The following is a 12623-nucleotide window of genomic DNA, read 5'->3' as shown; positions in this document are numbered from 1 at the left end:
ACGTTTATGCAACGAGGGATAGTCTGGGTAGTCGATGACGATAGCTCCATCCGTTGGGTGCTTGAACGCGCGCTCACAGGGGCGGGATTAAGCTGCACGACGTTTGAGAGCGGCAGCGAAGTGCTCGACGCACTCACCACCAAAACGCCGGATGTTCTGCTGTCGGATATTCGTATGCCGGGTATGGACGGGCTGGCGCTTTTAAAGCAGATCAAACAACGCCACCCTATGCTTCCGGTCATCATAATGACGGCACACTCCGATCTGGATGCCGCCGTTAGCGCCTATCAGCAAGGGGCATTCGACTACCTGCCCAAGCCATTTGATATCGACGAAGCAGTCGCGCTGGTTGAGCGCGCCATTAGCCATTACCAGGAGCAGCAACAGCCGCGTAATGCGCCCGATTTCGGCCCTACCACGGACATCATTGGCGAAGCACCGGCGATGCAGGATGTGTTTCGCATTATTGGCCGTCTGTCGCGTTCGTCCATCAGCGTACTGATTAATGGCGAATCGGGCACCGGTAAAGAGCTGGTCGCGCACGCCTTACATCGCCATAGCCCGCGGGCAAAAGCGCCGTTTATCGCCCTGAATATGGCGGCTATCCCGAAAGATTTGATTGAATCCGAACTGTTCGGCCATGAAAAAGGCGCCTTTACCGGGGCAAATACCATTCGTCAGGGCCGCTTCGAACAGGCTGACGGGGGGACGTTATTCCTGGATGAAATTGGCGATATGCCGCTGGATGTTCAGACCCGTCTTCTGCGCGTGCTGGCCGACGGACAGTTTTATCGCGTGGGCGGGTATGCGCCGGTGAAAGTGGATGTACGCATTATTGCCGCGACACACCAGAACCTGGAGCAACGCGTGCAGGAGGGAAAATTCCGTGAGGATTTATTCCATCGCCTGAACGTCATCCGCGTCCATCTACCGCCACTACGTGAACGTCGCGAAGATATCCCTCGCCTGGCGCGTCACTTCCTGCAGGTCGCCGCGCGTGAACTGGGTGTCGAAGCCAAACAGCTTCACCCGGAAACCGATGCCGCTCTCACCCGCCTGGCCTGGCCGGGTAACGTGCGTCAGCTGGAAAATACCTGTCGCTGGCTCACCGTCATGGCCGCCGGACAGGAGGTCTTGATTCAGGATCTACCGGCCGAGCTGTTTGAAGCAACTGCCCCTGAAAGCAGTACGGGCCATGCGCTGCCGGACAGCTGGGCGACGCTGCTGGCGCAGTGGGCCGATCGCGCGCTGCGTTCCGGTCATCAAAATTTGCTCTCTGAGGCGCAGCCGGAGATGGAACGCACGCTGTTAACCACCGCGCTTCGTCATACGCAGGGCCATAAACAGGAAGCAGCCCGCCTGCTGGGGTGGGGACGTAATACCCTGACGCGTAAGCTTAAAGAGCTGGGAATGGAGTAATCTTCACCGCTGTGTAAAGATTACTAATTGAGCGCAAATTGCCGTTATTTTGCGCTTTACTGTGTCGATGAGTTTTGTATGATCGTGCCCGGAAATTGGGGGTGAACATCATGCTGGAAACATTAGTACATATGCTCTCTAGCGGAGCCGCAGAAAGCCACACGCCGCAAACCGCAGTTGCTGCAGTGTTGTGTGCGGCGCTGGTTGGTCTGTTTAGCTAGCGGGTAAAAATGTAAAAGCCGGGTGGCGGCTTCGCCTTACCCGGCCTACGTTTCATGCTTTCGCGGCTTAAATCACCCGCGAGAACTGCTGCATACGCGCTTTCTGCCGAAGGTAAGCGTCAAAGCACATGCAGATATTACGAATCAATAAACGTCCTTTCGGCGTGACCTCAATCGCATTCTCCGACACATCCACCAGCCCGTCCTTCGCCAGCGGCGCCAGCAGCTTCAGGTCTTCTGCAAAATAATCGCTAAAGTGCAGATCCCACTGCGACTCAACGTCGCTGAAATCGAGACGGAAGTTGCAGATAAGCGCCTTAATCACATCACGACGAATGCAGTCGTCACGTGTTAACGCGATGCCGCGCCACAGCGCGTTGCCCTTTTCATCCACCTGCTGATAGTAGAGCTTCAACTCTTTCTGGTTTTGCGCGTAGCAATCGCCAATCATGCTGATGGCGGAAACACCCATCCCCAGCAAATCGGTATCGCCCTGGGTGGTATAGCCCTGGAAATTACGGTGCAGTACCCCTTCGCGCTGAGCAACAGCCAGCTCGTCATCCGGACGGGCAAAGTGATCCATACCGATAAACTGATATCCGGTCTCGGTCAGCGAGGTAATGGTTTCCTGGAGAATATCCAGTTTCTGTTGAGCAGAAGGCAGATCGGCATCTTTGATTTTGCGCTGCGCAGCAAAGAGCGTCGGCAGATGCGCATAGTTGAACACGCTCAGGCGGTCCGGGTTAAGTTCAGCCACGCGTTTCAGCGTAAAGGCAAAGCTCTCCGGTGTCTGCTTTGGCAGGCCGTAAATCAGATCGATATTGGTTGAGGTGAAACCAATTTCACGCGCATGGTTGAGTAAGGCAAAGATAAATTCTTCGTCCTGCTCGCGGTTCACCAGACGCTGAACCTCTTTATTGAAGTCCTGAACGCCCATACTCAGGCGATTGAAGCCTTCGGCACGTAAATGATCCAGCACATCCAGCTCAATTTCACGCGGATCGACCTCGATCGAGATTTCGGCGTCGTCATTAAAATGAAAATTGCCGCGAAGAAGCGCCATCAAACGGCTGATCTGCGCTTTATTCAGATAGGTTGGCGTACCGCCGCCCCAGTGAAGCTGGCTGACGTGACGGCCAGTAAACAACGGCGCGCGGTGTAAAATTTCCTGCTCCAGCGCATCCAGATACTGATCGGCTTTATGCTGCTGACGGGTGACAATTTTATTGCAGCCGCAGAAGTAGCAGAGCTTATGGCAGAACGGAATATGGACGTAGAGCGACAGCGGGCGTTCTGGATAGCGCGCGACGGCCTGCTGAAAATCACCCTCACCGAAGGCATCGGAGAACTCCAGCGCGGTGGGGTATGAGGTATAACGCGGCCCGGAATAGTTATATTTCTGGATCAGGGCCAAATCCCAGTCGATAGATGGTACAGACATGCTCACTCCTTCCGTTGGTGTCGCGTTCGTATACGGCGGCCCGTTCTGGCCCCATTGCGGACCATCATTCGGGTGCGCAGCCACTTCTGTCGCCGCGACAACCGCCGTAGTTTAACGAATAACCACACCAGATAACATATAACCGGAAGGGTTATAAGTAGGACTATCGTTCCTGCCGGGTGCAAATGTTAGTTTCCACCCTTCAGAAGACGCATCATATCTTCCTGCTTTTCATCTTCTTCTTCATCTTCGTCATCGTCGTATGACAGGCCCAACTTCTGCATCAGTTCGTCGATGCGATCCAGTTTGGCATCCACCCAGGACTGCTCTTCAGCGGTCAGGGTTTCACCCTCTTCAAGACGTTCCAGCAGCGCGTCCAGGCGCTCATCGTTCTCCAGCAAATCCAGCTCAGCCTGCGGTGAAAGCATAGGTTTCTCGCTCTTTGGTTTGTGCTGCTTAGTGACCGGGGTGTCTGTCACGCCCAGTGGAATGGGAGTTTTACTGCCGATACGTGGATCTTTCTGCGGCTTATTTTTAGCAGAAGCGCCAGATGCACCGCCACCGTTTGCACGGCTACCCGCAGCATGACCGCGATGTTTTTTTTCGCGTTTGCGATCGCGCGCTTCCTGGTTCAGTTCTTCGCGCGTTTTGCGGCGTGCTTTGGCAGGGCGTTTCGCGCCCGCTGCGGAGGTCGGTTTTTTCATGATGTTTTATCTTTAAGTCGTTTTCTTCAGTATAGAATTGCGGCGAAATCTAGCAGAAAGCAAGCAAAGAAAAAAGGCGACAGAGCAATCTGTCGCCTTTTTTCCTGACTCATAACCCTTAACGGGTCAGACATTCCGTGTTTGCCTACAACAAACCCTGTTTATCCGTTGGCTGATACCGTCCGTGATACGGTTCCTTTTCCTGTTAAAACGCCTCCAGGCGCTGGTCATCCTGACAATCCTGCGTCTTCGCCTCCTGGCGCTCCTGACCCTTATCCCTAAGTCATTATCCTGTTGGCATCCCCGCCTTGACGCACACTTTACCTTGTTCATTTAAACTAACAAGCAACGAAAGGGTACAAAAACGGATTTTCAGATAATCACTCAATATTAATCTTATGATTTAAAACAGTTTGTATTTTTTTACACCTGCGATTTCTCTGAAATTTCTCATAACATCTATAGCCGATGTCTCACATCGGCCAGGGCTTAAGCCTACAGACCAGGTGCAATCAAAAAAGTCTTTTGCCTGCATTCAGGTATAATCCCCCGCAGATTACGATTTTTGGAGACGACCACGTGACTACCTGGAACTACCAACAGACGCATTTTGTCACCAGTGCGCCCGATATTCGCCACCTGCCCTCTGATACCGGCATCGAAGTGGCCTTTGCTGGCCGCTCGAATGCGGGGAAATCCAGCGCACTGAATACGCTGACCAATCAGAAGAACCTGGCGCGTACCTCAAAAACACCTGGCCGTACCCAGCTGATTAACCTGTTTGAAGTGGCCGAAGGAAAACGCCTGGTCGATTTACCGGGGTACGGTTACGCGCAGGTACCGGAAGAGATGAAGATCAAGTGGCAGCGCGCGCTGGGTGAATACCTGGAAAAGCGCATGTGCCTGAAAGGCCTGGTGGTGCTGATGGATATTCGCCACCCGCTGAAAGACCTTGATCAGCAGATGATCGACTGGGCTGTGGCAAGCGATATTGCCGTTCTGGTGCTGCTGACAAAAGCGGATAAACTGGCGAGCGGCGCGCGTAAAGCGCAGGTGAATATGGTTCGTGAAGCGGTACTGGCATTCAACGGAGATGTGCAGGTTGAAGCGTTCTCCTCGCTGAAAAAGCAGGGTGTGGATAAGCTGCGTCAGAAGCTCGACAGCTGGTTCAGTGAGCTGGAGCCCGCAACAGAAGCGGAAGAAGAGTAATACCGGGCGCGGCCATGGCCGCGCTTTTTTTTGTCCGAAATTTTCTTTGCCGCAATAAAAAACGCCCCAGTCATTACTGACTGGGGCGGCTAAAATATTCAGCCAAATCCGATTACGTGAAGTAAAAGGTCTGAAAGATAGAACATCTTACCTCTGTACCCTACGCCGCTAACTCTACCCCTTTTTTTGCTGCAGAAAAAGCACTTTTTGTAGTTTTTTTTCATTCTTTACATAGGGAATTCTAATGATCGTCACAAAACTCACGTCGTTATGTTGCTAACTTACATAAAAAGCGCGTTATTCGCCGAACCATTAGTGAGCCTGATCCCAGTTTTCACCACTTCCCACTTCCACCAGCAACGGCACATCGAGTTTCATGCTGTTTTCCATCAGTTCGTGGATCGTCTTCGACACGCTATCGAGATCGTCTTTGTGCACTTCGAACACCAGTTCATCGTGTACCTGCATGATCATTTTCACGCGCGGTTTCTCTTTTTCCAGCCAGGCATCCACGGCGATCATCGCGCGCTTGATGATGTCAGCTGCGGTTCCCTGCATCGGGGCGTTGATTGCAGCACGTTCTGCCCCGGCACGGCGTGCCGCGTTGCTGGATTTAATGTCGGGTAAGTAGAGACGACGACCGTCCAGGGTTTCAACGTAGCCTTTTTCCTTCGCCTGCGCGCGGGTGCGTTCCATATATTCCAGTACGCCCGGATATCGCTCGAAGTAGAGATCCATATACTTCTGCGACTCTTTACGCGGAATATTGAGCTGGCGTGAAAGACCGAAGGCGCTCATGCCGTAAATCAGGCCGAAGTTGATTGCTTTCGCGCTGCGGCGTTGCTCGTTTGTCACGCTGTCCAGCGGCAGACCAAAGACTTCCGCAGCGGTTGCCCGGTGGATGTCCTTCCCTTCGGCAAAGGCCGTCAACAGGCCCTTATCACGCGAGAGGTGCGCCATAATGCGCAGCTCGATTTGCGAGTAGTCAGCAGAAACAATCAGATAGTCATCAGGTGCAATAAACGCCTGACGAATGCGACGCCCTTCTTCATTTCGTACCGGAATGTTCTGCAGGTTCGGATCGGTCGAGGAGAGACGTCCGGTGGCCGCCACAGCCTGATGGTATGAAGTATGCACACGACCCGTTTTCGGGTTGATCATCAGCGGCAGCTTATCGGTGTAAGTCGATTTCAGCTTTGCCAGACCACGGTACTCCAGAATGACTTTTGGCAGCGGATAATCCAGCGCCAGCTCCTCCAGCACCTCTTCAGAGGTGGACGGTGCACCGCCAGGGGTTTTCTTCAGCGGTTTGATCCCCTGCTTTTCAAACAGAATGGTTTGCAGCTGTTTTGGCGATGAGAGGTTAAACGGCTCACCGGCAAGCTCATGCGCCTTTTGCTCCAGTTCGGTCAGACGCTGGGCGAGTTCGCCCGAGTGGTTATGCAGTACCGTCGGATCGATTTTTACGCCGTTGCGCTCGATGCGTGAAAGAACAGGTACCAGCGGCATCTCGATGTTCTGAAACACATTCAGCGGCCCTTCGTGCTTCTGCAGTTTTGGCCACATCTTCAGGTGCAGCTGCAGCGTGACGTCGGCATCTTCTGCCGCATAGCGTCCCGCCTCTTCCAGCGCAATCTGGTTAAAGGTGAGCTGATTTTTGCCCTTACCGGCAATCTCTTCAAACGTGATGGTTTTGTGCTTTAACCAGCGGTCAGACAGGGAGTCCATATCATGACGGCCTGCTACGCTGTCCAGAATGTAGGATTCCAGCATGGTATCAAACGCGATACCGCGCAGCTCAATACCGTAGTTTTGCAGAATACCGCGGTCGTATTTGAGGTTTTGCCCCACCTTCAACGCGTTGTCGTCTTCCAGAATCGGCTTCAGCAGTTCCAGCACGCGTTCGCGAGAGAGTTGCTCCGGTGCGTCCAGGTAATCGTGCGCGACGGGAACATAGGCAGCGATACCCGGCTCTGTCGCAAAGGACAGGCCCACCATATTGGCGGTAATGTTATCCAGACTGTCGGTTTCCGTGTCGAAAGCAAACACCGGTGCTTTTTTCAGTTTCTCGATCCAGGCAACCAGCTGTGACTCTTCAAGAATGGTTTCGTAGTGCTCAAAAGAGAGCGCTGCGGCTTCTTCTTCAGCCTGATCGTCGGCATCAATGACAATCGTCTCTTTTGGCTTCGCAGCCGGTTTGGCGCCTTTTGCCTGCAGCCATTTACCGGCTTCCACGTCGCTGGTCCAGCGCTTAAATTCGTATTTCTTAAACAGGCTCAGCAGGTCATCCGCAGATGGTTGTTGTACCTCAAGCTGCTCACATCCCAGTTCCAGCTCAACATCGGTTTTAATCGTCGCCAGCTTATAGGAGAGATAAGCCACCTCTTTATTCTCTTCCAGCTTCCCGGCCATGGTTTTTGCGCCACGGAAGGAGAGCCCGGCGATTTTGTCAGACTCTGCATACAGCGTATCCAGCCCGCCCAGTCCCTGAAGGAGTGCCTGTGCCGTTTTTTCGCCAACGCCTGGCACGCCTGGGATGTTATCCGATGAGTCGCCCATCAACGCGAGGAAATCGATAATCAACTCTGGTGGCACGCCATATTTTGCGACCACCTCTTCAGGGCCGAGGATGGTGTTGGTCATGGTGTTAATCAGAGTGATCCCTGGCGTCACCAGCTGCGCCATATCTTTATCACCAGTACTGATGAGAACCGGACGGCCCATTTTTTCGGCTTCACGCGCCAGGGTGCCAATGACGTCATCCGCTTCAACACCAGAAACCGCCAGCAGTGGCAGCCCCATCGCTTTCACCATCGCGTGCAGCGGCTCAATCTGCGCACGCAGATCGTCAGGCATTGGCGGACGGTGAGATTTGTAATGCTCAAATAACTCGTCGCGGAAAGTTTTGCCTTTCGCATCAAAAACGACTGCCGCATGGGTTGGCTGATACTGAAGGATCAGGCTACGCAGCATGTTAAGTACACCGTACATCGCGCCGGTGGGTTCCCCTGCGCTATTGGTCAGAGGAGGAAACGCATGATACGCCCGATACAGGTAAGAAGAGCCGTCGACGAGAATAAGAGGGTTTTCTGGGATCTGAACCATAATGTCCGTGCCTTTAATCAATTTATGACTAAAGGATGCCACAGAAGGATGAAAACATCAGTTATTAGCGCCTGATACAGGAAAAGATTTTACGATCGTAAGGATCGCTCGCAAAATTTAAACTGTGGATAAGTTTGTGAATACTTTCACTTCATATGACTAACAAAGGCAAAAAAAGCGTGAAGCTACATAATTACCATCTATTTATCAATTAGTTATATAAGGACAGTGATTTATATTGCTAGCTAATGAGGATATAGCATATGTGGATATATGCCCGGTTTGCTGCGTAATAGTAGTGAAATCTTCTGCAGCGAAATGCTGCCTGTCAACTCTCCGTATGAAAGCGCCATTATTTTGTCTGATTTCTGATAAAATCAGCGCCCTGCACCGGATAGTCGGTCGCTAACTTACAGCTAACCATTTGAAAAAGCTCATCATGTCGAGATTGCTCGCTGCAATAACATTACTGTTAAGCATCATTTTAACTATTCTGGTAACGATCGCCTGTTCTGTACCGATCATCATCGCCGGGATAATTAAACTGCTGTTACCTTTGCCTACGGTTTGGCGAGCCGTGTCGGCGTTTTGTAATTTCATGATGTACTGCTGGTGCGAAGGGTTGGCCATCCTGCTGCGCCTGAATCCTCACCTGAAGTGGGACGTTGAGGGTCTGGAAAGACTCAACAAAAAGAACTGGTATCTGCTGATCTGTAATCATCACAGCTGGGCCGACATCGTGGTGTTATGTGTGCTGTTCCGTAAGCATATCCCGATGAACAAATACTTCCTGAAGCAACAGCTGGCCTGGGTACCGTTTATCGGCCTGGCCTGCTGGGCGCTGGATATGCCGTTTATGAAACGCTATTCGCGCAGCTATTTGATTCGCCACCCGGAGCGGCGGGGTAAGGATGTGGAAACGACGCGTCGTTCCTGCGAGAAGTTTCGCGCACATCCGACAACGATTGTGAATTTTGTCGAAGGCTCGCGGTTTACAGAAGAGAAGCGTCTTCAGACTCGCTCCCCTTATCAGAACCTGCTGCCACCCAAGGCGGCGGGTATTGCCATGGCGCTTAACGTGCTGGGGGCACAGTTCGATAAATTACTGAACGTGACGCTCTGCTATCCGGAAAACGATAAGACGCCTTTCTTCGATATGCTCAGCGGCAAGCTGACGCGTATAGTGGTTCGTGTCGATCTGGTGCCAATTGATACCGAACTGCATGGGGATTACGTTAACGATAAGAACTTCAAACGTCGTTTCCAGCTTTGGCTTAATACGCTCTGGAAAGAGAAAGATGAGCAGATAGAGAACATCAAAGCTTCAAACAAAAACGCCGGTCATTGACCGGCGTTTTTATATCATTGGGTTTACTTCTTCTCGACCAGGTATTTCACGGTGTCTGCGTACTGCTGTACGAAGATATCCATGCTGCTGGTGTCCATGCCCTGCATGTTCAGCTGATATTTGCCGTTAACATACATCGCCGGAACGCCCTGGAGCTGCAGATCGGCTGCGGCTTTTTCCTGTTGAGCAACCAGCGATTTCACGACAAAGCTGTTCCACGCGGCGTCGTAGTCTTCACCTTTCACGCCTGCGTCAACGAACACTTTACGAATATCTGCTGCGGTCTGGACGGTCTGGGTTTTCTGCACCGCTTCAAACATAGGGGAGGTGATCTTATCTTCCACACCCAGCGCAATCGCAACCGCCCACGCCTGGGTCAGGTCTTTACCCAATGGGCCCAGGAACTCAACGTGGTATTTGGTCATTTTGGTGCCTTCCGGCAGCTTTTTCTTCACGTTGTCAGCAACATGCAGCACCTGCTCAAACTCATAGCAGTGTGGGCAATAGAACGAGAAGAACTCGAGAACCTGTGGCTCGCCAGCGACGGGCTTGTCCAGCGTGATGTACTGTTTGCCGTCGGTAAACTGTGCAGCAGAAGCGCTAAATGCCAGAATCATACCTGCCAGCGCCAGCCAAATTTTTTTCATGATTAACTCTCTCCTGGGTGTGTCCAATTAATACATCGGCGTTAGTTGCAGTGGGGGTTCCTGAAGAACCTTAACCTGCTCAGTAAATGTGGATATCTGGCTGCGCCAGTAATCCTCTCCGGTAAGCCACGGGAAATTACGAGGAAATGCGGGATCATCCCAACGCCTGATTAACCATGCGAGATAATAAACAAAACGCATCGCACGTAAAGGTTCTATCAGGGCAATTTCGTCTGAATTAAAAGGGCTAAACTCTTCATAGGCTTCAATAATCGTTTCAAGCTGCATACGTTGCTCGGCTTTGTCGCCGTTGAGCAACATCCACAAATCCTGCACTGCAGGCCCCATCCTCGCATCATCGAGGTCAACAAACAGAGGGCCATCGCGCCAGAGAATATTCCCGGCATGACAATCACCATGCAAACGCAGGACAGAAATATCATCGCGCCAGCAGGCTTTTACCGCCCCAATAAGTTTATCCGTCGCGCTGAGAAACGCGTCCTTTAATGCAGAGGGAATAAGCGCTGAGGTTTCGAAGACCTGGCGGGGTTCAATAAGGTATTCCTGAATACCGATAGTCGGGCGGGCAATAAACGACGTTTTGCGTCCCGTCTGGTGGATGCGTCCCAGATAGCGGGCAACCCACTCCATTTGGTCGATATTATCCGCTTCAAACTGGCGACCACCCAGACTGGGAAATATAGCGTAGTAGAACCCTTCGTGCGTAAGCAGCGTTTGGTTATTGAATTTTATCGGTGCGGCAACAGGAACTTCGTCATTCAGTAGATCGTGAGCAAACTGATGCTCTTCCTGAATTTGTTCAGCGGACCAGCGCTTGGGGCGATAGAACTTAACAACGAAGCGCTGACGATCCTCGTCCTGGAATTGATAGACGCGGTTTTCGTAGCTATTTAGCGGGGTTAGCCCGGAATCCACCCGAATACCCTGCTCAAACAGCGCATCCATAATGGTATCCGGGTGTAATGTCTGGAAAGTAAAAGCCTGGTCGTTCATCCGATCATCCGGAAATTATACGAATGATTCAGGATATCATCTTGTGGCGATTTCGGTGCCGCCGCTTACAAGCTTTTACTCTTTAATTACGCCTCGGGCGCGCAGCAATGCGGTTTTAAAATCTTCCTCATAATCTTTCTGAATACCAGGAATAACAGCATCTTTGGCAGAGTCACGCATTTTGAGGTGATAGATCAGGATGTCGTCAGAAAGGTCTGTCAGTTCACCTTCAAAACCTGACTCTTTCGCCAGTTTCTGTAAAAATTGCATCAGATTCAGCTCTGGCTCTTTTTGCCAGGCTGGCTGGAGGAGTTCAATGACTTCATTCAGACGTTTACATTTCATGGTGGTGCTCCTTTCATTTAGAGTGACACGTTAGCAGGGTCAATCCCACAATAAAAGAGGCGATATTCGTGAATCCGGGTCAGGAAATCATCGGAGTGGTTCTGGCGGGTGGCAAGGCAACGCGCATGGCGGGAAAAGATAAGGGGCTTCAGCACCTTAACGGTAAGCCACTTTGGCAGCATGTTGCTGCCACGCTTGCAGATCAGGTTGCGGCAATAGCCATCAGTGCCAATCGCCATATCGATATTTATCAGCGCAGCGGATACCCCGTTTATCAGGATACTCTTGGGGATTACCCAGGACCGTTGGCCGGCATGCTCTCGGTCATGCAGCAGTCTGAGGCAGAGTGGTTTGTTTTCTGCCCGTGTGATACGCCGTTTATTCCCTCCTGCCTTGTCGAGCGTCTCGTGCAGTCTCGTGATGGTGCACCGGTTGTCTGGGTGCATGACGGTGAGCGCGACCATCCTGCTATTACGCTGATTCATAGATCATTAGTTCCAGCGCTGCAGGATTACCTGACGGCGGGAGAGCGAAGAGTCATGGTGTTTATGCGTCAGTCAGGCGGCCATTCCGTTGATTTTAGCGACTGGAAGTCTGCATTTGTGAACGTGAATACGACGGAAGATTTACAGACCATGCAGGAGAAAAAATGACGCCTGTTTTAGCTATCGCCGCCTGGAGTGGTACCGGGAAAACGACGCTGCTCAAAAAGCTGATACCCGCACTTTGTGCCAGAGGCATCCGCCCTGGGCTGATTAAGCATACCCACCACAATATGGACGTCGATAAACCGGGTAAAGACAGCTATGAACTGCGTAAGGCAGGTGCCGCGCAAACCATGGTGGCAAGTCGTGAGCGGTGGGCATTAATGACGGAAACGCCCGATGAAGCACCGCTGGATCTCGCGTATCTGGTCAGTCGGATGGATCACTCCACGCTTGATCTGGTGCTGGTTGAGGGGTTTAAGCATGAGGCCGTTGCAAAGATCCTGCTGTTCAGAAACGATGCCGGGCATGATGTTAGCGAGTTAACGCTGGATGAGCATGTCATTGCGGTGGCCAGCGATGTCGCTCTCGATGTTGAGGTTCCGGTGCTGGATTTAAATGATGAGGATAAGATTGCTGAGTTTATTGTGGGGTGGTGTGCGGTCTGATGCCCTCTCCCGCAGGA

The 12623-nt window shown here is 52.0% G+C and carries 13 protein-coding genes; 6 read left to right on the top strand and 7 right to left on the bottom strand.

The window, feature by feature from the left end; all coding sequences use genetic code 11:
* The first annotated feature begins 6 nt into the window (after positions 1 to 6).
* Together glnG and M8370_RS05540 are read left to right on the top strand one after the other, a co-directional pair.
* Positions 7 to 1419, top strand: coding sequence for a nitrogen regulation protein NR(I) (gene glnG, locus M8370_RS05545; protein ID WP_013099377.1), 1413 nt, complete (start codon positions 7 to 9; stop codon positions 1417 to 1419).
* A 110-nt stretch (positions 1420 to 1529) separates the two neighbouring features.
* On the top strand, positions 1530 to 1640 hold the full coding sequence (locus M8370_RS05540; protein WP_032618432.1) for a YshB family small membrane protein: 111 nt from the start codon (positions 1530 to 1532) through the stop codon (positions 1638 to 1640).
* A 67-nt stretch (positions 1641 to 1707) separates the two neighbouring features.
* On the opposite strand, the gene hemN is transcribed toward M8370_RS05540, so the two are convergent.
* Positions 1708 to 3081, bottom strand: coding sequence for an oxygen-independent coproporphyrinogen III oxidase (gene hemN, locus M8370_RS05535; protein WP_020686871.1), 1374 nt, complete (start codon positions 3079 to 3081; stop codon positions 1708 to 1710).
* A gap of 188 nt (positions 3082 to 3269) precedes the next feature.
* Entirely contained in the window at positions 3270 to 3785 is a 516-nt protein-coding gene (yihI, locus tag M8370_RS05530) for a Der GTPase-activating protein YihI (RefSeq protein ID WP_013099380.1), read from the bottom strand.
* Between the two features lie 579 nt (positions 3786 to 4364).
* On the opposite strand from yihI, the gene yihA reads away from it, so the two are divergent.
* Complete coding sequence (yihA, locus tag M8370_RS05525) at positions 4365 to 4994, top strand: ribosome biogenesis GTP-binding protein YihA/YsxC (protein WP_020686870.1); 630 nt, start codon at positions 4365 to 4367, stop codon at positions 4992 to 4994.
* Positions 4995 to 5092: 98 nt separating this feature from the next.
* On the opposite strand, the gene spfP is transcribed toward yihA, so the two are convergent.
* Together spfP and polA are read right to left on the bottom strand one after the other, a co-directional pair.
* Positions 5093 to 5140: a small protein SpfP gene (spfP, locus tag M8370_RS23595; protein ID WP_071892919.1), complete on the bottom strand. Its 48-nt coding sequence runs from the start codon at positions 5138 to 5140 to the stop codon at positions 5093 to 5095.
* 166 nt (positions 5141 to 5306) lie between these two features.
* Positions 5307 to 8099: a DNA polymerase I gene (gene polA, locus M8370_RS05520; RefSeq protein WP_230794111.1), complete on the bottom strand. Its 2793-nt coding sequence runs from the start codon at positions 8097 to 8099 to the stop codon at positions 5307 to 5309.
* A gap of 439 nt (positions 8100 to 8538) precedes the next feature.
* Between polA and yihG the strand changes: the two genes are divergently transcribed.
* Complete coding sequence (gene yihG, locus M8370_RS05515; RefSeq protein WP_013099384.1) at positions 8539 to 9447, top strand: 1-acylglycerol-3-phosphate O-acyltransferase, YihG family; 909 nt, start codon at positions 8539 to 8541, stop codon at positions 9445 to 9447.
* 23 nt (positions 9448 to 9470) lie between these two features.
* Here the strand turns inward: yihG and dsbA are convergent, their stop codons facing one another.
* From dsbA to M8370_RS05500, 3 genes are all read right to left on the bottom strand, one after another.
* Positions 9471 to 10094 carry a thiol:disulfide interchange protein DsbA gene (gene dsbA, locus M8370_RS05510; RefSeq protein WP_013099385.1) on the bottom strand — a complete coding sequence of 208 codons (624 nt, stop codon included), beginning with the start codon at positions 10092 to 10094 and terminating at the stop codon, positions 9471 to 9473.
* Between the two features lie 27 nt (positions 10095 to 10121).
* Positions 10122 to 11108, bottom strand: coding sequence for a serine/threonine protein kinase (locus tag M8370_RS05505; RefSeq protein WP_045901558.1), 987 nt, complete (start codon positions 11106 to 11108; stop codon positions 10122 to 10124).
* Positions 11109 to 11183: 75 nt separating this feature from the next.
* A complete protein-coding gene (locus tag M8370_RS05500) occupies positions 11184 to 11453 on the bottom strand; it encodes a YihD family protein (protein ID WP_013099387.1) in 270 nt (89 codons plus the stop codon).
* A 68-nt stretch (positions 11454 to 11521) separates the two neighbouring features.
* Between M8370_RS05500 and mobA the strand changes: the two genes are divergently transcribed.
* Together mobA and mobB are read left to right on the top strand one after the other, a co-directional pair.
* Positions 11522 to 12106, top strand: a complete 585-nt coding sequence (gene mobA, locus M8370_RS05495) for a molybdenum cofactor guanylyltransferase MobA (protein WP_102752904.1) — start codon at positions 11522 to 11524, stop codon at positions 12104 to 12106.
* Positions 12103 to 12606 (top strand): molybdopterin-guanine dinucleotide biosynthesis protein MobB, encoded by a 504-nt coding sequence (gene mobB, locus M8370_RS05490; RefSeq protein WP_058650930.1) that lies wholly within the window; start codon positions 12103 to 12105, stop codon positions 12604 to 12606. The genes mobA and mobB overlap by 4 nt, the downstream gene beginning before the upstream one ends.
* The last annotated feature ends 17 nt before the right edge of the window (positions 12607 to 12623 follow it).

Origin of the sequence: Enterobacter cloacae complex sp. OE43NF, assembly GCF_023544405.1 — a bacterium.
GTDB classification, from domain to species: Bacteria; Pseudomonadota; Gammaproteobacteria; order Enterobacterales; family Enterobacteriaceae; genus Enterobacter; species Enterobacter cloacae.
The sequence above is the reverse complement of the archived record's forward strand: the minus strand, read 5'-3'. Positions and strand labels throughout refer to the sequence as shown.

What these genes read in the sequence shown, in the direction of transcription:
- glnG (WP_013099377.1), top strand. Translation starts at nt 7, where the DNA reads ATGCAACGAGGGATAGTCTGGGTAGTCGATGACGATAGCTCCATCCGT.
- M8370_RS05540 (WP_032618432.1), top strand. Translation starts at nt 1,530, where the DNA reads ATGCTGGAAACATTAGTACATATGCTCTCTAGCGGAGCCGCAGAAAGC.
- hemN (WP_020686871.1), bottom strand. Translation starts at nt 3,081, where the DNA reads ATGTCTGTACCATCTATCGACTGGGATTTGGCCCTGATCCAGAAATAT.
- yihI (WP_013099380.1), bottom strand. Translation starts at nt 3,785, where the DNA reads ATGAAAAAACCGACCTCCGCAGCGGGCGCGAAACGCCCTGCCAAAGCA.
- polA (WP_230794111.1), bottom strand. Translation starts at nt 8,099, where the DNA reads ATGGTTCAGATCCCAGAAAACCCTCTTATTCTCGTCGACGGCTCTTCT.
- yihG (WP_013099384.1), top strand. Translation starts at nt 8,539, where the DNA reads ATGTCGAGATTGCTCGCTGCAATAACATTACTGTTAAGCATCATTTTA.
- dsbA (WP_013099385.1), bottom strand. Translation starts at nt 10,094, where the DNA reads ATGAAAAAAATTTGGCTGGCGCTGGCAGGTATGATTCTGGCATTTAGC.
- M8370_RS05505 (WP_045901558.1), bottom strand. Translation starts at nt 11,108, where the DNA reads ATGAACGACCAGGCTTTTACTTTCCAGACATTACACCCGGATACCATT.
- M8370_RS05500 (WP_013099387.1), bottom strand. Translation starts at nt 11,453, where the DNA reads ATGAAATGTAAACGTCTGAATGAAGTCATTGAACTCCTCCAGCCAGCC.
- mobB (WP_058650930.1), top strand. Translation starts at nt 12,103, where the DNA reads ATGACGCCTGTTTTAGCTATCGCCGCCTGGAGTGGTACCGGGAAAACG.